This is a genomic window from Rathayibacter sp. AY1C5 (assembly GCF_002931705.1).
GTDB lineage: Bacteria > Actinomycetota > Actinomycetes > Actinomycetales > Microbacteriaceae > Rathayibacter.
In genome coordinates this window covers 70,624-92,275 of the sequence record NZ_PSWD01000006.1, presented here as the reverse complement: position 1 = coordinate 92,275, position 21,652 = coordinate 70,624, and the positions used below count along the sequence as shown (strand labels likewise).

Here is a 21,652-nt window from a genome sequence, read left to right as displayed (position 1 = left end):
TCCTAGGAGGTGCGGACCGTGACCTGGGCGGCCAGCTCGCGCAGCTCCGCCACGCCCTCCGTGCGGAGCGGCGCGTCGGGGAGGACCGCGATCGCCGCGGCCACCTCCTGGTCGATGCGCTCCTCGAGCCGCTCGAGGGCGCCGCTGCCCGCGATGATCTCCTGCGCCCGCGCGATGGACGCCGCGTCGGCGTCGTTCCGGCCCACGACCGCGTCGAGCTCGGCCCGCTCGCCCGGCGAGCACGCGCCGCGGGCGAGGCCGAGCAGCACGGTGCGCTTGCCCTCCCGCAGATCGTCGCCGGCCGGCTTTCCCGTCACCGCCGGGTCGCCGAAGACTCCGAGGACGTCGTCGCGCAGCTGGAAGGCGATCCCGACCGGGAGCCCGAAGCGGCGCAGGGCGTCCAGCTGAGCGTCGTCGCCGCCGGCGAGGGAGCCGCCGATCACCAGCGGCGCCTCGATGCTGTACTTCGCGCTCTTGTAGACCACCACCCGCTCCGCCCGCTGCAGGTGCTCGTGCTCGGGGTGCTGCACCCACGCGCTCTCCTCGAGGATGTCGAGGTACTGGCCCAGCGTGACCTCGGTGCGCATCAGGTTGAACTCGGCGCGCGCGCGCTCGGCCGCGACTCGATCCCCGAGCGACCACTCCGCCGCGGCGAAGATCTCGTCCGACCAGACCAGGAGGAGGTCGCCGAGGAGGATCGCGGAGGAGCGGCCGAACTCGTCGCGGTCGCCGGTCCAGCCGCCGTCGGCGTGGAAGGAGGAGAAGCGCCGGTGCGCCGCGGGAGCGCCGCGGCGGGTGTCGGAGTTGTCGATCACGTCGTCGTGGACGAGAGCGGCGGCGTGGAACAGCTCCAGGCCGGCGCCCACCCTCGCGATCGGATCGGAGCCGCTCGGATGGGCCTCGCTCGAGGTGCTCGACACGGCGTTCCAGCCCGCCTCGCAGAAGCGCGCGCGGAACCGCTTGCCCCCGCTGAGAAAGTCCCGCGAAAGGTCGCCGAGGGCGGAGACGTCCTCTCCTATGGAGCGCAGAATTGGCGTGCGCCCGGTGAGGAATTCATCGATTCGGAGCTGGACGCGATCGACCAGTCGAGAGCTGTGGTTCACCCGACCAGCCTATGCACCGAAGGTGCCTGGTGCCTGCGTCGGGCTCGGTCTACACTGAAGCGCCGCCCGACCGGTCGAGCCCAGACGCCGCCTATTCCGGTGCCGATCCCCGAAAGGGTCGACGCCGCACCCTGAAGGGGTCACGATGCCGCTTTCGGAACACGAGCAACGGCTCCTCGATGAGATGGAGCGGAACCTCTACCAGAACGACGCCGATTTCGTGGCGGCGGTCGGCAAGGGACGCGGCGGCACCAACTACCGGGCCCTCGTGCTCGGCATCCTCCTCGGCATCCTCGGTCTCGCCGTGCTCGTCGCGGGCGTGGTCGTGCGCCAGCCCCTCGTCGGCATCCTCGGGTTCGCCTTCATGCTCGGCGGCGTGATCGTGGCCATGCGCCCGGCCGCCGGCGGCTCCTCCGAGCCCGGCCTGCCCGACGTCGGCCGTCCGTCGAAGCCCCGCTCGGGCAACCGCCAGGGGTCCGGCTTCATGGACCGTCTGAACGACAGGTGGGACAACCGCGGAGACGGGCGCGGCTAGCCTCCCCTCCGCTCCACCACAGGGTCGATCCTCACGGATCGGCCCTTTTTTCGTGCCCGCGGCCTCCCTCCCGCGGCATTCCCCCTCCACTTCGCCCCACTGTCGCGATTCCGCGGAAACACGCGGATGACCGGGGCCTCTCCGGCGCGCCCCGCGCCGCGCCGGGGTTGTGAGTGGGGGGAAGTGGAGTACTGTGGAGGACACACCATCCTTGGCCGGAAGAAGTGGGGGGCAGTCCGTGTTCCTCGGCACCTATTCCCCCAAGCTCGACGAGAAGGGCCGCGTGATCCTCCCCGCCAAGTTCCGCGACGAGCTCTCCTCCGGAGTCGTCGTCACGCGCGGCCAGGAGCGGTGCCTGTACGTGTTCAGCCAGGCCGAGTTCGAGGTGATGCACGAGAAGATCCGGCAGGCGCCGGTGACCAGCAAGCAGGCGCGGGACTTCCTCCGGGTGTTCCTCTCGGGCGCGAGCGCCGAGACGCCGGACAAGCAGAACCGCGTGACCCTCCCGGCTCCGCTGCGCGCCTACGCCGGCCTCGACCGCGACCTCACCGTCATCGGAGCGGGCAACCGCGCCGAGATCTGGGCGCAGGGCGCCTGGGAGACCTACCTGCAGGAGCAGGAGTCCGTGTTCTCCGACACCCAGGAGGAGGTGATCCCCGGCCTGTTCTAGGTCCTGTCGCGCGACTCCCAGCCACTCGGCGCCCGGACGCACCTTCCCCGGTGTCCGGACGCGAGGTGGATGGGGATCGGACGACAGGAACGGGAACGGCGGGACCGCCATGGCAGAGAACACTCCGAAGGGCGCTCCGCGCCCGACCGAGGAGCGGCACCTCCCGGTGCTGCTCGAGCGCTGCGTCGAGCTCCTCGCTCCGGCGCTGGAGCGCGACGGGGCGGTCGTCGTCGACGCGACGCTCGGCATGGGCGGGCACTCGCTCGCGCTGCTCGAGCGCTTCCCCGGCCTGCACCTCGTGGGCCTGGACCGCGACCCGGAGGCGCTGCAGCTCGCGGGGGAGCGGCTCTCCGCCCACGCCTCCAGGATCGACCTCGTGCACGCCGTCTACGACGAGCTGCCCGACGTGCTCGACGAGCTGGGCATCGACACGATCGACGGAGCGCTCTTCGACCTCGGCGTCTCCTCGCTCCAGCTCGACGAGACCGAGCGCGGGTTCTCCTACTCCAAGGACGCGCCGCTCGACATGCGGATGGACTCGACCGCCCCGCTCACGGCGGCGAGCATCATCGCCGACTACGACGAGACCGCCCTGCGCCGCATCTTCCACGAGTACGGCGAGGAGCGCCTCGCCGCGCGCTACGCCAAGAAGATCGTGGAGGCCCGTCGCGAGGCTCCGCTGGAGCGCTCCGGCCGTCTCGTCGAGATCATCCAGGCGGCGACCCCGGTCGCGATCCAGCGGAACGGCCACCCCGCCAAGCGCGTCTTCCAGGCGCTGCGGATCGAGGTCAACCAGGAGCTGTCCGTCCTCGAGCGGGCGATCCCCGCCGCGCTGGGCCGGATCAACGAGGGCGGGCGGATCGTCGTCGAGGCGTACCAGTCGCTCGAGGACCGGATCGTCAAGCGCGCGCTCCAGGCCGCGTCCTCCTCCACCGCCCCGGCCGGCCTCCCGATGGAGCTGCCGGAGCACCGACCCGAGTTCCGACTCGTCATCCGCGGAGCCGAGCTCGCCTCCGACGACGAGAAGGCCCGCAACCCCCGAGCGACACCCGTGCGTCTGCGCGCGGCCGAGAGGATCAGGAGCACCGCATGAGCGCCACCGCCGTCATCGACCCCGCCGTCATCGACACCGCCCGCCGAGCACGCCCCGAGGAGGAGGCGCCCCGCCCCCGCATCGAGGCCGTCCCGGCCGGTCAGGCGCAGTCGCGCCCGAAGCTCGTCTACGGGATCGTCGCCGTCGCCGGCCTCTTCGCGATCATCGTCGTCCAGCTCCTGGTGAGCGTCGGCCTCTCGCAGGGGGCCTACCAGATCTCGGCGCTGCAGACCGAGCAGAAGTCGCTCACCCGCAGCAACGCGGAGAAGCAGGACGCCGTCGACACGCTGAGCTCGCCGCAGAACCTCGCCACCGCCGCTCAGGGCCTGGGCATGGTCGCCAACACCGCGCCGGTCTACCTCCGCCTCTCGGACGGCGCCGTGCTGGGCGACCCCTCCTCCGCCGCGTCGAGCGAAGTCGCGGGCACCGCCTCCGCGCCGCTCGTGCCCAACGCCCTCGTCCCGGCTCTCCAGCCCGGCGCGAGCGCGTCCTCCCCGGCTGTCGACGGTGCGGCCGTACCGTTGCAGGGCGAGCTGCCCGCGCCCATCACGCACTGACGCACGGCGTCGCGGACCGCCTCCGTGCGGGCACCCGCCCCGCGGGGCGCACGACGACCATCCGGACCCGACGAACGGCGGCCCGCCCGCCCGGAGCAAGAAGGACACCGCCGCAGTGAGACACCACCGCTCGAGCAGACGCCGCACGGCCGTCACGTTCGTCATCATCGTCGCCGTCGTCGGACTCTTCATCGGCAAGCTGGTGGACATCCAGATCGTGCGGGCGAACGAGCTCACCGATGCGGCCGCCCAGAACCAGTCGAACAGCGTCGTCACCTACGGTCAGCGCGGCCCCATCGTGGACCGCTCCGGGACGGTGCTCGCGGACACCACCACGCGCTACCGGCTGACCACCTCGCCGAAGAACGTGGCCGAGTTCCCGCGCGAGCTGGGCGAGGACCAGAAGGTCATGGTCAGCGTGCAGCAGGCCGCCTCCGAGATCGGCGCGATCACCGGGCAGTCGGTCGAGCAGATCACCGGAGCGGTGGACGCCGCGCTCGCGAAGGACGCCAAGGCCAACTACCTGATCCTCTCGGAGGGGCTCGACCTCGAGGCCTACCAGAAGCTTGTCGCGCTCGACATCCCGTGGACCTACTTCGAGACCCAGCAGGGACGCAGCTACCCCAACGGCGCGGTGGCCGGCAACCTCGTCGGCTACGTCGGGGCGGACGGAGCGGCCCAGGAGGGCATGGAGTACGCGGAGAACACCTGCCTCGCGGGGCAGAACGGGTCCGAGAGCTACGAGCGCAGCGCCGACTACGTCCGGATCCCGGGCAGCACCGTCTCGGAGACCCCGGCCGTCGACGGCGGGACGCTGAAGCTCACCATCGACTCCGACCTCCAGTACTACTCCCAGCAGGTCCTCTCGCAGCGCGTCGCCGAGGTCGGCGGCAGCTACGGGATCGTCGTGGTGCAGGAGGTCAAGACCGGCAAGCTGCTCGCCGTGGCCGAGACGCCGACCGTCGACCCCAACAACGTCGAGGCGAGCGCCTCCGCCGACCGCAGCTCGCGCGCGTTCCGCGCGCCGTTCGAGCCGGGCTCGACCTTCAAGCCGATGACGGCCGCGATGCTGATCGACCAGGGCCAGGCGGGCCCGACGACCCAGGTCGTCGTCCCGGACTCCTTCGAGAAGGACGGCGCCTCGTTCAGCGACGACTTCGCGCACACCCCGACGAACTACACGCTGACCGGCATCCTCAAGGACTCGTCGAACGTCGGCATCTCGATGCTCGGCTCCCGCCTGTCGGCCCAGACCCGCTACGACTACCTGCAGAAGTTCGGTCTCGGCACGCCCACCACGAGCGGCTTCCCCGGCGAGGAGGGCGGCCTGCTCGCCGACTACCAGGACTGGGACAACCAGACGAACTACACGACGATGTTCGGCCAGGGCGTCTCGGCGACCGCGGTGCAGGTCGCGAGCATCTACCAGACGCTCGGCAACGGCGGAGTGCGGCTCCCGTCGCAGCTGATCGACGGCTGCACCACGGCCGACGGCTCCGTCGTGGACGTCCCCGATGCGACGGGCACCCAGGTGGTGTCGAGCTCGGCCGCGAAGCAGGTCGTCGACATGCTGCAGACGCACTACAACGAGGGCTGGCTGGCGAACGACATCCACGTCGACGGCTACAACATCGCCACCAAGACCGGTACCGCGCAGCAGCCCGACGGCAAGGGCGGCTACTCGAAGAGCTACACCGTCTCGCTCGCCGGGCTCGCGCCGGCGGAGGACCCGGAGTACGTCGTGACGGTCACCATCGCCGATCCGGTTAAGATGAACACGTCCCAGGCGACGGCTCCCGTCTTCCAGCAGGTCATGACCCAGGTGCTCAAGACCAACCGGGTGGAGCCGTCCACGGTGCCGCCCGTCGAGTACCCGACGACGTGGTGAGCCCCGCCGGGACCACGATCCACGCACCAGAACGAGAGAAAGAGCGGGCAGTGCACGACCCTCGCCCGCAGTCCTCCCTCCGCCCCGAGCACCCCGTGCCGCGGAGCCTCTCGCAGCTCGTGGCCGAGTTCTCCCTCGGCCCGGTCCGCGGCCTCGAGGGCGTCGAGGTGAGCGGAGTCACGCTGGACTCGAACCAGGTCGAGTCCGGGGACCTCTACGTCGGTGTCGCAGGACGCCGTGCCCATGGCGCGGCCTTCGCGTCGGCCGCCGCGGCGTCCGGAGCCGTCGCCGTGCTGACCGACCCGGCCGGAGCGGAGCTCGCCGCCGACAGCGGCCTGCCCGTGCTGGTGACCCCCGACCCGCGGGCCGCCCTCGGCGACGTCGCCGCGTGGATCCACCGCACCCGCGAGGACGTCCCGACGCTCTTCGGCGTGACGGGGACCAACGGCAAGACGAGCGTCGTCTACATCCTCGACGCGCTGCTGCGCCGGCTCGGAGTCGTCTCCGGCCTCAGCTCCACCGCCGAGCGCCGGATCGGCGACGTCGCCGTGGTCAGCTCGCTGACCACTCCCGAGGCGAGCGAGCTGCACGGCCTGCTCGCTCGGATGCGCGAGTCCGCCGTCCGCGCGGTCTCCATCGAGGTGTCGGCGCAGGCGCTCACGCGGCACCGGATCGACGGCCTCGTCTTCGACGTCGTCGGCTTCACGAACCTCAGCCACGACCACCTCGACGACTACTCCGATCTGCGCGAGTACTTCGAGGCCAAGGCCGACCTCTTCGAGCCGGAGCGCGCACGCCGCGGCGTCGTCACGGTCGACAGCGCCTGGGGGCGCGAGCTCGCCGAGCGCAGCCGCATCCCCGTCGCGACGCTCGCCGGCTCTCCGGTCGTCGGAGTCGCCCCGACGACGCCCGCCGACTGGTCGATGACGGTGCTGGACGCGACGCCCGACAGCACCACCTTCCGCCTGGAGGGGCCCGAGAACCGCTCCGTCGTCGTCACCGTCTCGCTGATCGGCTGGTACATGGCGTCCAACGCCGCGCTGGCGATCGTGATGCTGGTGGAGTCGGGCTTCGACCTGGACGCCGTCGCGCACGCGCTCGAGGACAGTCGTCTCGACGTCTACATCCCGGGCCGCGCGGAGCTCGTCTCGGGGGAGCGCGGACCGCGCGTCTACGTCGACTACGGCCACACCCCCGACGCGTTCCAGAACGCGCTCGAGGCGCTGCGGACCATCACGCCCGGCCGCCTGTTCATGGTGTTCGGGGCGGACGGGGACCGCGACACGACCAAGCGGAGCGACATGGGCGCCATCGCCGCCCGCCTCGCCGACGTCGTTGTCGTCACCGACTTCCACCCGCGCTGGGAGGATCCGGCCGCCATCCGCGCCGCGCTCCTCCAGGGCGCCCGGGCCGCCGTGCCCGACCGGGAGATCCACGAGATCGCCGACCCGCGCGCCGCCGTGCGCGCCGCCGTCGCCCTCGCGCGCGAAGGGGACTCGATCCTCTACGCCGGGCCCGGCCACGAGGACCACCAGGAGATCGCAGGAGTGCACATGCCGTATTCGGCCAGAGACGACGTCCGTCACGCGCTGCGCGAGGCGGGCTGGCTGTAGATGATCGCCCTCACCCTCACCGAGATCGCCGAGGCCGTCTCCGGACGCCTCCACCTGGCCGGCTCGTCCGCCACGGCCGCCACCGTGATCGACGGAGCGACCGAGACCGACTCCCGCGAGATCGCGCCCGGCGGGATCTTCGTCGCCAAGCGCGGCGAGCACACCGACGGCCACCTCTTCGCTCCCGCCGCTCTCGAGCGCGGTGCCGCGCTCCTCATCGTGGAGCGCCCGCTCGACCTCGACGTGCCGCAGGTCCTCGTCGACGACTCCGTCGAGGCGCTCGGAGCGCTGGCGACCGAGGTCGTCCGGCGCGTCCGCGCGAAGGGCGGGCTCACCGTCATCGGCGTCACCGGCTCGAACGGCAAGACGACGACCAAGAACCTCCTCCGCACCGTCCTCGAGCGGGTCGGAGAGACGGTCGCTCCGCGCGGATCCTTCAACAACGAGGTCGGCGCGCCGATCACGATGCTCCAGGTGTCCGAGTCGACGCGCTTCCTCGTCGCCGAGATGGGCGCGAGCGCGGTCGGCGAGATCCGCCGCCTCGTCCGGATGGCCAGGCCCGACGTCGGCGTCGTCCTCGCCGTGGGCCTCGCGCACGCCGGCGAGTTCGGCGGGATCGAGCGCACGCTCGAGGCCAAGACAGAGATGGTCGCCGACCTCACCGCCGACGACGTCGCCGTGCTGAACGCCGACGATGGCCGGGTCGCCTCGATGGCGGGCCGCACCGCCGCCCGGGTCCTCTGGTTCGGCCGCGGCGAGAGCGCGGACGTCCGCGCCGTCGATATCGACGCGACCGCCGACGGCACCCGCTTCGCCATCGAGGTCTCGGCGGGGGAGGGCCGCGAGGCCGCTCGCGCCGAGCTCCTGCTGCGCGTCCTCGGCGAGCACCACGTGATGAACGCCCTCGCGGCGACCGCCGCCGCGCTCTCTGTCGGAGTGGCGCTGCCCGCGATCGTCGAGGCTCTCGCGACCGTCACCCTCGCCGAGCGCGGCCGCATGGAGGTCCTGGGCGGCGAGGACGTCCGCATCATCAACGACGCGTACAACGCGAGTCCCGACTCCACCGCGGCCGCCCTGCGCACCCTCGCCCAGATCGCGAAGCCCGGGGGGCGCACCGTCGCCGTCCTGGGAGAGATGAGCGAGCTCGGCGAGTGGGCCGACGAGGAGCACGAGCGCGTGGGCCTGCTGGCCGTGCGCCTCAACATCTCCCAGATCGTGGTGGTGGGCCGAGGCGCCCGCCGGATCCACGTCGCGGCCGAGCGCGAGGGGTCGTGGAGCGGCGAGTCCGTCTTCGCGGAGACCTCCGACGAGGCGTTCGACCTCCTCGAGGACTACCTGCGACCCGGCGACACCGTGCTGGTCAAGTCGTCCAACTCCGCGGGGCTGCGCTTCCTCGCCGACCGTCTCGGGGAGCGTCACCGATGAGGGCACTCCTCCTGTCCGGCGCGTTCTCGGGAGCCTTCACGCTCCTGATGACGCCCCTGTTCATCCGCCTCTTCCACCGCCTGCAGTGGGGCCAGTTCATCCGCGAGGACGGACCGAAGTCGCACCACGTCAAGCACGGCACGGCGACGATGGGCGGCATCGTCATCATCATCGGCACCGTGGTCGGCTACTTCCTCGGGATGCTGTTCGGCAACCGGGCGATCGCGCCGTCGGCCCTGCTGGTGCTCTTCATGATGGTCGGGCTCGGACTCGTCGGCTTCGTCGACGACTTCCTGAAGACCCGCAACCAGCGCAGCCTCGGCCTCGGCGGCTGGGCGAAGATCGCCGGCCAGGTCATCGTCGCCGCGGCCTTCGCGGTGATCGCGATCATGGTCCGCGACTCCAACGGGCTCACCCCCGCGTCCACCTCGATCTCGTTCATCCGCGACCTGCCGTTCGACTTCGCCTCCCTCGGCTGGATCGGCATCGGCCTGTTCGTGCTGTGGATCTGCATCATCGTCACCAGCACGTCGAACGGCGTGAACGTCGCCGACGGGCTCGACGGACTCGCGACCGGGTCCTCGATCCTCGCGATCGGCTCCTACGTCATCATCGGGTTCTGGCAGTCGAACCAGTGGTGCTTCGACCAGCACCTCAACCCCGAGGTCGTCGACAAGTGCTACCAGGTGAGCGACCCGTTCGACCTGGCCATCATCGCGGCGGCCGTCTCCGGTGCCCTGGTGGGCTTCCTCTGGTGGAACACCTCGCCGGCGCAGATCTTCATGGGCGACACCGGCTCGCTCGGCCTCGGCGGCGCGCTCGCGGCCCTGGCGATCCTCACCCGCACCGAGCTGCTGGTCATCCTCATCGGCGGCCTGTTCGTCATCGTGACCGGCTCGGTCATCCTCCAGCGGATCTACTTCAAGCTGACCCGGGGCAAGCGCATCTTCCTGATGAGCCCGCTCCACCACCACTTCGAGCTCAAGGGCTGGGCCGAGATCACCGTCGTGGTCCGGTTCTGGATCATCGCCGGCATCTTCGTCGCCGCCGGAGTCGGGCTCTTCTACCTGGAATGGCTGTCGCTGGCATGACCGATCCCGCCCGTCCCGACTCCCTCCGCAGCTGGCACTCGGACTGGCGCGGCCTGCGCGTCGCCGTGCTGGGCCTGGGCGTCACCGGGTTCTCGGTGGCCGACACCCTGACCGAGCTCGGCTCCGAGGTGCTGGTCCTCGCCGACCGCGCCGACGAGGAGCGCGAGCGCCTGCTCGAGGTGATCGGCGCCCGCCTGCACCGGGCCGACCGCCTCGACTCCGCTCCGGAGGAGCTGCACGCGTTCGCACCGGAGCTGGTCGTGGTGTCGCCCGGCTTCCGGCCGACGCACCCGATCCTCGTGTGGGCGGCGGAGTCCGGGATCCCCGTGTGGGGCGACGTCGAGCTCGCCTGGCGCGTCCGTGACAAGGTCGTGCGCGCCGACGGCACTCCGGCGGAATGGGTGGCCGTCACCGGCACCAACGGGAAGACCACGACCGTCCAGCTCACGGCGACGATGCTCGTGGCCGGCGGCCTCCGCGCCGCCCCCTGCGGCAACATCGGCGTGCCCGTGCTCGACGCGGTCCGCGACCCGCAGGGCTTCGACGTCCTCGTCGTGGAGCTCTCGAGCTACCAGCTGCACTACCTGGGCGCGATCGAGCCGATCGCGAGCGTGTGCCTCAACATCGCCGACGACCACCTCGACTGGCACGGTTCGTTCGACGCCTACCGCGCAGCCAAGGGCAAGGTCTACGCCGGCACCCGCGTCGCCTGCGTGTACAACCGCGCCGACGCGGCGACCGAGCAGATGGTGCTCGACGCCGAGGTGGTGGAGGGCGCCCGGGCGATCGGGTTCGGCCTCGGCGTGCCCGGCCCGAGCGACTTCGGGATCGTCGACGGCATCCTCTGCGACCGCGCCTTCCTCGAGGACCGCCGCACCAGTGCCCTCGAGATCACCACCGTGGACGAGCTCGCCGCTCGGAACCTCGCCGCTCCGCACATCGTCCAGAACGTGCTCGCCGCGGCAGCGCTCTCCCGAGCGTGCGGGATCGAGGTCACGGCCGTCCGCACCGCGCTGGCGTCCTTCGAGCTCGACGCCCACCGCATCCAGGTCGTCGCCGAGCACGACGGGGTGACCTGGGTGAACGACTCCAAGGCCACGAACCCGCACGCCGCCGACGCCTCGCTGCGCGCGTACCCGTCGGTCGTCTGGGTCGTCGGCGGCCTGCTCAAGGGCGTCGACGTGGACGCCCTCGTGGCCGCGCACGTCGGCCGCCTGCGGGGCGCCGTGGTGATCGGCGCCGACCGCTCGGCGCTGCTCGCGGCATTCCGACGACACGCGCCCGCCCTCCCCGTGAGCGAGGCGGTGCCGGACGACACTGGTGCGGTGATGCAGGCGGCCGTCGAGGCGGCCGCGACGCTCGCCCGCTCGGGGGACGTCGTCCTGCTCGCACCCGCCGCGGCCTCGATGGACCAGTTCCTCGACTACGCGGCTCGGGGCCGCTCCTTCGCGGCCGCCGTGGCGACACACCTGGGAGGGGGAGCCGATGACCGCTCCGACGACGAGCCGCCCCGCGGGCCGCTCGCGCACTGAGCCGCGCGGGAAGGACCGGAGTGGGGCCCGCTCCGCGCGGATCGTCCTCTCGAAGGTCTTCGCCTCCCACTCGCCGAACTTCTACCTCCTCTTCGGAACCACGCTCTTCCTGGTGCTGTTCGGACTGACGATGGTGCTCTCCTCCTCGTCGGTCACCTCCTACGTGTCGAGCGACGACTCCTTCGGGGGCTTCCTGCGCCAGGGCGGGTTCGCCCTCCTCGGGATCCCGATGATGCTGGTGGTCTCGCGGCTGCCCCTCGGCGTGTGGAAGCGCGTGACGCCGATCTTGCTCATCGCCGGCTGCGTCCTCCAGTGCCTCGTGCTCTTCACACCGCTCGGCGACTCCGTCGGCGGGAACCGCAACTGGATCCGCCTCGGCGCCTTCAGCATGCAGCCCTCCGAGATCATCAAGCTCGCGCTCGCCCTCTGGCTGGGGCTCCTGCTCGCCCGCCGCTACCGGTCGCCGAAGGACTGGAAGGACGCGCTCATCCCCGTCCTGATCGTCGGCGGCGCGGCGATCGGACTGGTCCTCATCGGAGGCGACCTGGGCACGGTCGTGATCATGGCGGGCATCGTCCTCGCCGCACTCTTCTACGCTAACGTCCAGATGAAGGTCCTCGTGCCGATCGTGGTGGTCGGCGCGATCGGAGCGGTGCTGTTCGCCGTCTCCAGCGACAACCGCCTCACCCGGATCATGTCCTTCCTCGGCGACTGCTCCAACGTCGAGGAGTACCAGAACTCGTGCTGGCAGCCGGTGCACGGCACCTGGGCGATGGCCTCCGGCGGGATCTTCGGCGTGGGCCTCGGCAACTCCAAGGCCAAGTGGTCCTGGCTGCCCGCCGCGGACAACGACTACATCTTCGCCATCATCGGCGAGGAGCTCGGGCTGATCGGAGCGATCGTCGTCCTGGCGCTGTTCGTGGTCCTCGCGGTCGCCTTCTTCCGCGTCATCCACGCGTCCTCCGATCCGTTCGTGCGGATCAGCACCGGCGCGATCATGGTCTGGCTGATCGGCCAGGCGTTCGTCAACATCGGCGTCGTCCTGGGGGTGCTCCCGGTGCTGGGGGTCCCGCTGCCGCTGATCTCCTCCGGAGGCACCGCCCTGCTCAGCTCGCTCCTCGCCATCGGCGTCGTCCTCTCCTTCGCCCGCACCCAGACCGCGCCCCTGCCCGGCGCTGGCGTGCTGCGCCGCAGGAAGGCGGCGGCGGAGTGACCCGCTACCTGCTCGCCGGCGGCGGCACCGCCGGCCACGTCAATCCGCTGCTCGCGACGGCCGACGAGATCCGCAGGCGGAACCCGCGCGACGAAGTGCTCGTGCTCGGCACCGCCGAGGGGCTCGAGGCGCGCCTCGTCCCCCTCCGCGGCTACGAGCTCTCGGTGATCCCGCGGCTGCCGTTCCCGCGCCGCCCGAACGCGGCGGCGCTGCGGTTCCCCGGAGCCTTCCGCGCGACCATCGCCGGCATCGTCCGGACGATCCGCGACCGGCGGATCGACGCGGTGGTCGGCTTCGGAGGGTACGCGGCAGCACCCGCCTACCTGGCGGCCCGCCGCGCCGGCGTCCCCTTCACCGTCCACGAGGCCAACGCGCGCCCCGGGCTCGCCAACCGCCTCGGCGCGCGCGCGACCCGCTCGGTCGGCGTGGCCTTCGAGGGCACGCCCCTGCCGCACGCGCGGGTGGTCGGCATGCCGCTGCGCCGCGAGATCGCCGAGCTCGACCGGGCCGCGCGCCGCGACGAGGCGATGGCGGCGCTGGGCCTCGACCCGTCCCGGCAGACCCTCCTGGTGACCGGCGGCTCCCTCGGCGCTCGACGGATCAACGCGACGGTGCACGCCGCCGCCCGGGATCTCGTCGCCACCGGCTTCCAGGTCCTCCACATCACGGGCGACCGTGCCGAGATCACGGACCCGGGGGTGGCCGGCTACCACCTCCTCGCCTACTGCGACCGGATGGACCTCGCGCTGTCCGCCGCGGACGTGGCCGTCTCCCGCGCGGGGGCGGCGACCGTCAGCGAGCTGACAGCCCTCGGCCTGCCCGCGGTCTACGTCCCGTACCCGGTCGGCAACGGCGAGCAGCGCTACAACGCGCGCGGCGTCGTCAACGCCGGGGGAGCGGTCCTCGTCGAGGACGCCGCCTTCCTCCCCGGCTGGGTCCAGCGGGAGCTCGTACCGCTCCTGGGCGACACCGCCCGTCGCGACGAGATGGCGCGCCGGGCTGCCCGCGTGGGAGTCCGCGACGGCTCCGGGCGGCTCGTCGACCTGATCGAGTCGACCCTCTCCGCTCCGCGCTGAGCCCGCTCCGCGCGGCTCGGGAGAGCACTCCCGCCCACCGTCTACACTGATCCGGCGCACCGCGGGAGGCCCCTCCCGCCCGCCGCGACCCACTCGAAAGCGAGAGCCCCGTGATCAAGCCCGACCTCGGCATCACCGTCCCCGACGAGCTCGGCTCGGTCCACTTCATCGGCATCGGCGGCTCCGGGATGAGCGGGATCGCCCGGCTGTTCCACCACGCCGGGCACCGGGTCACCGGGTCCGACGTCCGCGAGTCCCACCCCATCGAGCAGCTGCGGGAGCTCGGCGTCCCGGTCGCCATCGGCCACGACGCGGCGAACCTCGGGGACGCCGAGGCGGTCGTCGTCACCTCCGCCCTGTGGCCCGACAATCCCGAGTACCTGCTCGCGAAGGAGCGCGGCCTGCCCGTGCTGCACCGCTCGCAGGCCCTCGCCTGGCTGGTGCGCGGCAGGCGCCTGGTCGCGGTGGCCGGAGCGCACGGCAAGACCACGTCGACCGGCATGATCGTCACCGGCCTGCTCGGCGTCGACGCCGACCCCAGCTTCGTCAACGGCGGCATCATCGAGAGCCTCGGCACCTCCTCCGCCGCCGGCTCCGGCGAGGTCTTCGTCGTCGAGGCCGACGAGTCGGACGGCAGCTTCCTCCTCTACGACACCGCGGTCGCCCTCATCACGAACGTCGACCCGGACCACCTCGACCACTACGGATCGCTGGAGGCGTTCGAGGAGGCCTTCGTCACCTTCGCCTCCTCCGCGAGCGAGCTCGTCGTCATCTCCTCCGACGACCCCGGCGCCGTCCGCGTCACCGAGCAGCTGGTCGGCGGACGGGTGCTGACCTTCGGCGAGGCCGAGGGGGCGCACGTCCGCGTCGTCGACCTCGACCTCGTCGGCCCCGTCGGCTTCTCGGTCGAGTACGAGGGCAGGCGCTACTCGGCCCGCCTCCGCATCCCCGGCCGGCACAACGCGATCAACGCGGCCGGCGCGTTCGCAGTGCTGGTGGGCCTGGGCTTCGATCCGGCCGCCTCGCTCGAGGCCGTGTCGGCGTTCGGAGGCACGGAGCGCCGCTTCGAGCTGCACGGAGCGGTCCGCGGAGTCAGCGTCTACGACGACTACGCCCACCACCCCACCGAGGTGGCCGCCGCCCTCTCCGCCGCGCGCACCGTGGTCGGCGAGGGCCGCATCATCGCCGTGCACCAGCCGCACCTCTACAGCCGCACCCGCCTCTTCGCCCGCGAGTTCGCCGAGACGCTCGAGCGCTACGCCGACGAGACGATCGTCCTCGACGTCTACGGGGCGCGCGAGGATCCGGAGCCCGGAGTGACCGGAGCGCTGGTCAGCGAGAAGTTCGCCGACCCGTCGCACGTCTCGTTCGTCCCGGACTGGGCGGAGGCGGCCCGCCTCACGGCCGGCATCGCGCGCGAGGGCGACTTCGTCATCACCCTCGGCTGCGGCGACGTCTACCGGATCATCCCGCAGGTGCTCGAGTCGCTCGGCGCGAGCGAGGCCGCGCCGGTCGCACGATGACCGCGGTCCTCGCGCCCGAAGCGGGGGAGCGGCCGTGAAGCGGCCCGACGGCGGACGCCCTCCGGCGCCCGGTCGGAGCGTCCCCGCGCGCGGCGGCGAGCCGGAGCCGGACACCGAGCCGATCCGGATCGTCACCGCGATCCGCGTGGACCCGGAGCCGGCCGAGCGCACTCCGTGGCGCGCGGGCGCGGTCCGCCGCACCCTCTCGGGCCTGCGCCTGCCCGGTGCCGAGAACCGGGCCGTCTCCTGGGCCGCCCGCGAGCGGAGGCGCTACGAGCGGGGGGAGGTCCGCCGCTTCACGAAGCGCGCGCGTCGGCGCCGCCTGATCGCCCTGGTCGTAGCCGGGTCGCTCGTCGCCCTCGCCCTGATCGTCGGAGTCGCGGCCTTCTCGCCGCTCATGGCCGTGCGCACGATCGAGATCTCGGGCACCCAGCGCGTCGACGCCGCCGCCCTGCAGAGCGAGCTCGACGACCAGCTCGGCGTCCCGCTCACCCTGGTGGACCGGGACGAGGTCGGCCGCGTGCTGGGCGCGTCCCCGCTCATCCAGAGCTACTCGGTGCAGACCCGGCCGCCGAGCACCCTCGTGGTGTCGATCGTCGAGCGCACGCCCCTCGGCGTGATCGCGGCGGGGGGCCGCTTCGAGCTCGTGGACGCGGCCGGAGTCGTCATCGAGACGGCGGACTCGGCGCAGCCCGGCTACCCGGTCCTCACCACCGCGTCCGGCGACGCCTCGGGAGCCGGCTTCCGCGCGACCGCGCGGGTGCTGCGCTCCCTGCCCGCATCGCTCGCTCCGCAGGTGACGGCCGCCACGGCCACGACCGGCGACGACGTCTCGCTCACCCTGCAGAACGGCACGGAAGTCGTCTGGGGCGGGTCGGACGAGTCGGCGCTCAAGGCCGTCGTGCTCGAGAAGCTGATGGCCGCGACCGACCCCGCCGTCGTCGGCACCTACGACGTGTCCTCGCCCCAGGCCGCCGTCGTGGCGCCCCGGCCCTGACCGGCGGCGGATCCGCGCGTTCTTTCGAGCGTTGCGGGCGTGTCTGCTGGGAGCGCGACCGGACTCCGCCTACCGTCGGAGCCGAACCCCAAATGCATACTCAGCATAACTTTAAGCCTCAACTACAGGTTTAAGGTTCAGCCCGGAGGCCGGAGACGTGACTTCAAACCAGAACTACCTCGCCGTGATCAAGGTCGTCGGCATCGGCGGTGGCGGCGTCAACGCCGTCAACCGCATGATCGAGCTCGGCCTGCGCGGTGTCGAATTCATCGCGATCAACACGGACGCCCAGGCGCTCCTGCTCAGCGACGCCGACGTCAAGCTCGACGTGGGCCGCGAGCTGACCCGCGGACTCGGCGCCGGCGCCGACCCCGAGGTCGGCCGCCGCGCCGCCGAGGACCACGCCGAGGAGATCGAGGAGGTCCTCGCGGGGGCCGACATGGTCTTCGTCACCGCGGGCGAGGGCGGCGGTACCGGCACCGGCGGCGCGCCCGTCGTCGCGCGGATCGCCAAGTCGATCGGCGCCCTCACCATCGGCGTCGTGACCAAGCCCTTCGGGTTCGAGGGACGCCGTCGGCAGACGCAGGCCGAGGCCGGCGTCGCGACGCTGAAGAACGAGGTCGACACGCTCATCGTCGTTCCGAACGACCGCCTGCTCGAGATCAGCGACCGCGGCATCTCGATGCTCGAGGCCTTCGCGACAGCCGACCAGGTGCTCCTCGCCGGCGTCCAGGGCATCACCGACCTGATCACCACGCCCGGCCTGATCAACCTCGACTTCGCCGACGTGAAGTCGGTCATGCAGGGCGCGGGCTCGGCGCTGATGGGCATCGGCTCGTCGCGCGGCGCCGATCGCGCGATCAAGGCGGCCGAGCTGGCCGTCGCCTCACCGCTGCTCGAGGCCAGCATCGACGGCGCGCACGGCGTGCTCCTCTCGATCCAGGGCGGCTCGAACCTCGGGATCTTCGAGATCAACGACGCGGCGCGCCTCGTCCAGGAGGCGGTGCACGCCGAGGCGAACATCATCTTCGGTGCCGTGATCGACGACACGCTCGGCGACGAGGTGCGCGTCACCGTCATCGCCGCGGGCTTCGACGGCGGAGAGCCGGGCGGGACCGCTCAGGCCGCGATCGCCCAGCCGCGCCAGCAGCAGAGCTCGGCGAGCGAGTCGGCCGCCGAGCCCGTCCCGGCTCCCGCCGCCGCCCCTGCGGCCGGCTCGATCTGGTCGAGCACCCCCGTCGCCGCCCCGGCCCCTGTCGCCGACCCGTCCTTCGACGACGACGACAGCGACCTGGACATCCCCGACTTCCTCAAGTAGTCGTGCCGGATCCGGAGCTGGCCGCGCGCTGGGCCGAGGTCTCCGAGCGGGTCGCCGACGCGACCCGCTCGGCCGGTCGCGAGGCGTCCTCGGTCACGACCATCGTGGTGACCAAGTTCCACCCCGTGTCGCTGCTCCGCGACCTCCTCGAGCTGGGCGTCGTCGACTTCGGCGAGAACCGGCACCAGGAGGCGCAGGAGAAGTCGGCCGAGCTGGCGGGGACCGCTGCGCGCTGGCACTTCATCGGGCAGCTCCAGAGCAAGAAGGCGCGCCAGGTGCGCCGCTACGCCGACGCGGTCCACTCCGTCGACCGGCTCGCGCTCGTCCCGCTGCTGGAGGCGGGGGAGGAGCCGCTCGACGTGTTCCTGCAGGTCAACCTCACCGAGGATCCCGACCGCGGGGGAGCGTCGCCCGCCGACGTCGAGCCCCTCGCCGAGGCTCTCGCCGGGGCGCCCGGCCTCACGCTGCGCGGCGTGATGGCGGTCGCTCCGCTGGACGAGGAGCCCCGTCCGGCTTTCGCCCGGCTCCGGTCGATCTCCGACCGCGTGCGCGCCGTCGAGCCCTCCGCCACGGCGATCTCGGCGGGCATGTCGAACGACTTCGCCGAGGCGATCGCGGAGGGTGCGACACACCTGCGAATCGGATCGGCAATCACCGGAGAACGCCCCGCCCGCACCTAACCTCGTGGTGACCCACCTGTGGGAGCACACACGACACGGAGGACACCCCATGGCCAACCCGCTGAAGAAGACGATGGTCTACCTCGGACTCGCCGACGAAGAGGTCGAGTACGAGCGCGCAGAGCCCGTCGAGGCGGCCCCGGCGACGGCCCACCGCGCACCGGTCTCCCCGGTGCAGCCCGTCCCTCCCGTCGAGCCGGTGCAGCAGCCCCGCGCGACGGTCACCCCGCTCCGCAAGCCCACCCCCCAGACCCCGAAGGCGACGGCACCCGCCGAGATGAACGAGATCCTCACCGTCCACCCGAAGCAGTACCGCGACGCGCAGGTCATCGCGGAGAACTTCCGCGACGGCATCCCCGTGATCATCAACCTCTCGCAGATGAGCGATGCGGACGCCCGCCGCCTCATCGACTTCGCGAGCGGACTCTCGCAGGGCCTCTACGGCCGCATCGAGCGCGTGACGAGCAAGGTCTTCCTGCTCTCGCCGTCGCACATCACCGTCGCCGGCGACTCCGCCTCCGCCGAGAGCGACGCCGACGCGTCGTTCTTCGCGAAGTCCTGATCCCGGGGAGCCCTGGCCCCCGGTGACCTCCGTCGTCTCGCTCCTCGGGAGCGTCCTGTACTTCGTGCTGCTGCTCTACTTCTTCGCGATGTGGGCGCGGTTCGTGCTCGACCTCGTCCGCGTGATCCGACGCGACTGGCGCCCCCGCGGTGCCGGCCTCGTCGCCGCGGAGGGCGTCTACACCGTCACGGACCCGCCGATCGGCTTCTTCCGACGCCTGATCAAGCCGGTCTCGATCGGTCCGATCGCGCTCGATTTCGGCTGGAGCCTCACCATGCTCTGCGTCATCGTGGGCATGTACATCGCCACGTGGCTCCAGCGCGCCTGACCGTCCCTGTATCGTTGGCACGTCCGGACGTTCCCCGCGGTGTCAGCACTGCGCCGTGCGCCTGAAGTTGCTAGCTTTAGTCGCGCGTTGTTAAACGTGTACCTACTTGAAATCGAAGGTGGAAAGCCATGGCGCTCACTCCCGAAGACGTTGTCAACAAGCGGTTCCAGCCGACCAAGTTCCGTGAGGGATACGACCAGGACGAGGTCGACGACTTCCTCGACGAGGTCGTCGTGGAGCTCCGCCGCCTGAACCAGGAGAACGAGGAGCTTCGTCAGCGCCTCTCCTCCGGCGACAGCCGCCCCTCGGACGCCCGAGTCTCCGACGCCCCGCGCGAGAGCACTCCTGCTCCCGCCCCGGTGGTCGACGAGGCACCCGAGCCGGAGCCGCAGCCCGAGCCCGAGCCCACCCCGGCTCCCGCACCGGTCGTCGCTCCCGTCAGCTCCTCGCAGTCGGCTCCGGTCGACGAGGCCGAGAGCTCCAGCGGACTCCTGCAGCTCGCCCGCCGCCTCCACGAGGAGCACGTGCGCGAGGGTGCCGAGAAGCGCGACGCTCTCGTCGCCGAGGGCCGTGCCACGGCCGCCCGCATCGTCGCCGAGGCCGAGGCCAAGCAGCGCCAGCAGGTCGCGAAGCTCGAGGAGGAGCGCGCGACGGTCGAGCACCGCATCGACGAGCTCCGCACCTTCGAGCGCGAGTACCGCCAGAAGCTGAAGAGCTACATCGAGGGCCAGCTCCGCGACCTCGACACCCAGCCGGCGTCGACGGAGTCCTCGCTGTCGGGCTTTGGGGCGTAGTCCCGCCGCAGCGGACGTCAGGCCGAGGGTGCTCGTCACCCTCGGCCTCGTCGCGCTCGCGGTCTTCGCGATCGATCAGACCGCGAAGTTCCTGGTCACGACGAACCTGACCCTGGGCGAGGACGTCCACGTCCTCGGCGACGTCCTGATCCTGCACTACGTGAAGAACCCGGGTGCCGCCTTCTCCCTCGCGAGCGGGTCGACCTGGATCTTCTCGATCATCGCGGCGTGCGTCGTCGTCGCCGTGATCTGGTTCTCGCGCCGGATCCGCTCCACCGCGTGGGGCGTCTTCTTCGGCCTGCTGCTCGGCGGCACCCTCGGCAACCTCTTCGACCGGGTGTTCCGAGAGCCCTCCTTCGGGCTCGGACACGTCGTCGACTTCCTCTTCACGCCGTGGCTGCTCCCGGCGATCTACAACGTCGCCGACATCGCGATCTGCACGGCGATGGCGCTGTTCGTCCTCCTGAGCGTGCGGGGTGTCGGCCTCGACGGCACCCGCGAGCGCGCGGGCCGCGACGAGCAGGAGCAGGTCGTCTCCGAGGACGGCGCTCCCGCCGCCCCCGGAGCGGGCGCCCCCGCAGCGGCCTCCTCCGTCGAGGAGGCGGCCCGCGACGCCGACCGCCCCGGCGGACGCTGATGGCGCAGTCCCGAGAGCTGCCGGTCCCGGACGGGCTCGACGGCCTCCGCGTGGACGCGGCCGTCGCGAAGCTGCTCGGCTTCTCGCGCACCTTCGCGGCCGAGGTCGCCGAGGCGGGCGGAGTGAGCGCCGACGGACGGGTCCTCGACAAGAGCGACCGCGTGCGCGCCGGCACCTGGCTGAGCGTCGAGTGGAGCCCGCGCGAGGAGCCGCGGATCGTGCCGATGGCGGTCCCCGGCCTCGGCATCGTGCACGACGACGACGACATCGTGGTGATCGACAAGCCCGTCGGAGTGGCCGCGCACCCCGCCGTGGGCTGGGAGGGACCGACGGTGCTCGGCGCCCTCGCCGCCGCGGGCTTCACCGTGTCGACCTCCGGTGCGGCCGAGCGCGCGGGCATCGTGCACCGGCTCGACGCCGGCACGAGCGGCCTCATGGTCGTCGCGAAGTCCGAGCGCGCCTACACGCACCTCAAGCGCGCGTTCCACGACCGCACGGTCGAGAAGGTCTACCACGCGGTCGTGCAGGGCCACCCCGACCCGCTCGCCGGGACGATCGACGCCCCGCTCGGCCGCCACCCGTCCTCGGACTGGAAGTTCGCGGTCCGCGCCGACGGCAAGCCCTCGGTGACCCACTACGAGACGATCGAGGCCTTCCCGTTCGCCTCCCTCCTCGAGATCCACCTCGAGACCGGCCGCACCCACCAGATCCGCGTGCACATGGCCGCCCAGCGCCACCCGTGCGTCGGCGACGCCATGTACGGCGCCGATCCGACCCTCTCGAAGCGGCTCGGCCTCACCCGCCAGTGGCTCGACGCGGTCCGGCTCGGCTTCACCCACCCGGGCTCGGGGGAGTGGGTGCAGTTCGAGGCGTCCTACCCCGACGACCTGGTGCACGCCCTCGAGGTGCTGCGCGGGGAGTGATCCGCGCTCTCCCGGCCGGACCCGCGTCCGGCGCGGTTAGACTTCTTCCCGCCGTGTCCACGGGCCCTCCCGGGTCGCCGGCCATCCCTCCCCT

Annotated in this window: 21 protein-coding genes; 20 read left to right on the top strand and 1 reads right to left on the bottom strand. The window is 71.9% G+C overall.

Going from position 1 to position 21,652, the window contains the following annotated elements; translation table 11 throughout:
• Nucleotides 1-2: 2 nt before the first annotated feature.
• The gene (locus C5C57_RS07270) at nt 3-1,103 is read right to left on the bottom strand and encodes a polyprenyl synthetase family protein (protein WP_104238695.1); all 1,101 of its coding nucleotides are present in this window, start codon (nt 1,101-1,103) and stop codon (nt 3-5) included.
• Nucleotides 1,104-1,248: 145 nt separating this feature from the next.
• Between C5C57_RS07270 and C5C57_RS07265 the strand changes: the two genes are divergently transcribed.
• The 20 genes from C5C57_RS07265 (at nt 1,249) to C5C57_RS07170 (ending at nt 21,558) form a co-directional block, all read left to right on the top strand.
• Nucleotides 1,249-1,638, top strand: a complete 390-nt coding sequence (locus C5C57_RS07265; protein WP_104233350.1) for a DUF3040 domain-containing protein — start codon at nt 1,249-1,251, stop codon at nt 1,636-1,638.
• Between the two features lie 238 nt (nt 1,639-1,876).
• Entirely contained in the window at nt 1,877-2,308 is a 432-nt protein-coding gene (gene mraZ / locus C5C57_RS07260; protein WP_104222586.1) for a division/cell wall cluster transcriptional repressor MraZ, read from the top strand.
• A gap of 109 nt (nt 2,309-2,417) precedes the next feature.
• Nucleotides 2,418-3,401: a 16S rRNA (cytosine(1402)-N(4))-methyltransferase RsmH gene (rsmH, locus tag C5C57_RS07255; protein ID WP_104247146.1), complete on the top strand. Its 984-nt coding sequence runs from the start codon at nt 2,418-2,420 to the stop codon at nt 3,399-3,401.
• The gene (locus tag C5C57_RS07250; protein ID WP_104222588.1) at nt 3,398-3,958 is read left to right on the top strand and encodes a hypothetical protein; all 561 of its coding nucleotides are present in this window, start codon (nt 3,398-3,400) and stop codon (nt 3,956-3,958) included. Before rsmH ends, C5C57_RS07250 begins: the two co-directional genes overlap by 4 nt.
• Nucleotides 3,959-4,073: 115 nt before the next feature.
• Nucleotides 4,074-5,846: a penicillin-binding protein 2 gene (locus C5C57_RS07245; protein ID WP_244229623.1), complete on the top strand. Its 1,773-nt coding sequence runs from the start codon at nt 4,074-4,076 to the stop codon at nt 5,844-5,846.
• 50 nt (nt 5,847-5,896) lie between these two features.
• Nucleotides 5,897-7,459, top strand: a complete 1,563-nt coding sequence (locus C5C57_RS07240) for a Mur ligase family protein (protein WP_104238697.1) — start codon at nt 5,897-5,899, stop codon at nt 7,457-7,459.
• Nucleotides 7,460-8,884, top strand: a complete 1,425-nt coding sequence (murF, locus tag C5C57_RS07235) for a UDP-N-acetylmuramoyl-tripeptide--D-alanyl-D-alanine ligase (RefSeq protein WP_104247145.1) — start codon at nt 7,460-7,462, stop codon at nt 8,882-8,884.
• Nucleotides 8,881-9,975, top strand: a complete 1,095-nt coding sequence (mraY, locus tag C5C57_RS07230; protein WP_104222591.1) for a phospho-N-acetylmuramoyl-pentapeptide-transferase — start codon at nt 8,881-8,883, stop codon at nt 9,973-9,975. The genes murF and mraY overlap by 4 nt, the downstream gene beginning before the upstream one ends.
• On the top strand, nt 9,957-11,507 hold the full coding sequence (gene murD / locus C5C57_RS07225) for a UDP-N-acetylmuramoyl-L-alanine--D-glutamate ligase (protein ID WP_258065530.1): 1,551 nt from the start codon (nt 9,957-9,959) through the stop codon (nt 11,505-11,507). Before mraY ends, murD begins: the two co-directional genes overlap by 19 nt.
• The gene (gene ftsW, locus C5C57_RS07220) at nt 11,461-12,720 is read left to right on the top strand and encodes a putative lipid II flippase FtsW (protein ID WP_104222593.1); all 1,260 of its coding nucleotides are present in this window, start codon (nt 11,461-11,463) and stop codon (nt 12,718-12,720) included. The genes murD and ftsW overlap by 47 nt, the downstream gene beginning before the upstream one ends.
• A complete protein-coding gene (murG, locus tag C5C57_RS07215; protein WP_104247143.1) occupies nt 12,717-13,796 on the top strand; it encodes an undecaprenyldiphospho-muramoylpentapeptide beta-N-acetylglucosaminyltransferase in 1,080 nt (359 codons plus the stop codon). The genes ftsW and murG overlap by 4 nt, the downstream gene beginning before the upstream one ends.
• 110 nt (nt 13,797-13,906) lie before the next feature.
• Nucleotides 13,907-15,319: a UDP-N-acetylmuramate--L-alanine ligase gene (gene murC / locus C5C57_RS07210; RefSeq protein ID WP_104247142.1), complete on the top strand. Its 1,413-nt coding sequence runs from the start codon at nt 13,907-13,909 to the stop codon at nt 15,317-15,319.
• A gap of 34 nt (nt 15,320-15,353) precedes the next feature.
• Entirely contained in the window at nt 15,354-16,316 is a 963-nt protein-coding gene (locus C5C57_RS07205; protein WP_104247141.1) for a cell division protein FtsQ/DivIB, read from the top strand.
• A 157-nt stretch (nt 16,317-16,473) separates the two neighbouring features.
• On the top strand, nt 16,474-17,634 hold the full coding sequence (gene ftsZ / locus C5C57_RS07200) for a cell division protein FtsZ (RefSeq protein ID WP_104222597.1): 1,161 nt from the start codon (nt 16,474-16,476) through the stop codon (nt 17,632-17,634).
• 2 nt (nt 17,635-17,636) lie between these two features.
• Nucleotides 17,637-18,314 (top strand): YggS family pyridoxal phosphate-dependent enzyme, encoded by a 678-nt coding sequence (locus C5C57_RS07195; RefSeq protein WP_104222598.1) that lies wholly within the window; start codon nt 17,637-17,639, stop codon nt 18,312-18,314.
• Nucleotides 18,315-18,363: 49 nt separating this feature from the next.
• Nucleotides 18,364-18,876 carry a cell division protein SepF gene (locus tag C5C57_RS07190; protein WP_104222599.1) on the top strand — a complete coding sequence of 171 codons (513 nt, stop codon included), beginning with the start codon at nt 18,364-18,366 and terminating at the stop codon, nt 18,874-18,876.
• A 22-nt stretch (nt 18,877-18,898) separates the two neighbouring features.
• Nucleotides 18,899-19,204 carry a YggT family protein gene (locus C5C57_RS07185; protein ID WP_258059242.1) on the top strand — a complete coding sequence of 102 codons (306 nt, stop codon included), beginning with the start codon at nt 18,899-18,901 and terminating at the stop codon, nt 19,202-19,204.
• Between the two features lie 128 nt (nt 19,205-19,332).
• The gene (locus C5C57_RS07180; RefSeq protein ID WP_104222600.1) at nt 19,333-19,998 is read left to right on the top strand and encodes a DivIVA domain-containing protein; all 666 of its coding nucleotides are present in this window, start codon (nt 19,333-19,335) and stop codon (nt 19,996-19,998) included.
• Nucleotides 19,999-20,026: 28 nt separating this feature from the next.
• Entirely contained in the window at nt 20,027-20,635 is a 609-nt protein-coding gene (gene lspA, locus C5C57_RS07175) for a signal peptidase II (protein ID WP_104247140.1), read from the top strand.
• On the top strand, nt 20,635-21,558 hold the full coding sequence (locus C5C57_RS07170) for an RluA family pseudouridine synthase (protein WP_104261660.1): 924 nt from the start codon (nt 20,635-20,637) through the stop codon (nt 21,556-21,558). The genes lspA and C5C57_RS07170 overlap by 1 nt, the downstream gene beginning before the upstream one ends.
• Nucleotides 21,559-21,652: the final 94 nt, after the last annotated feature.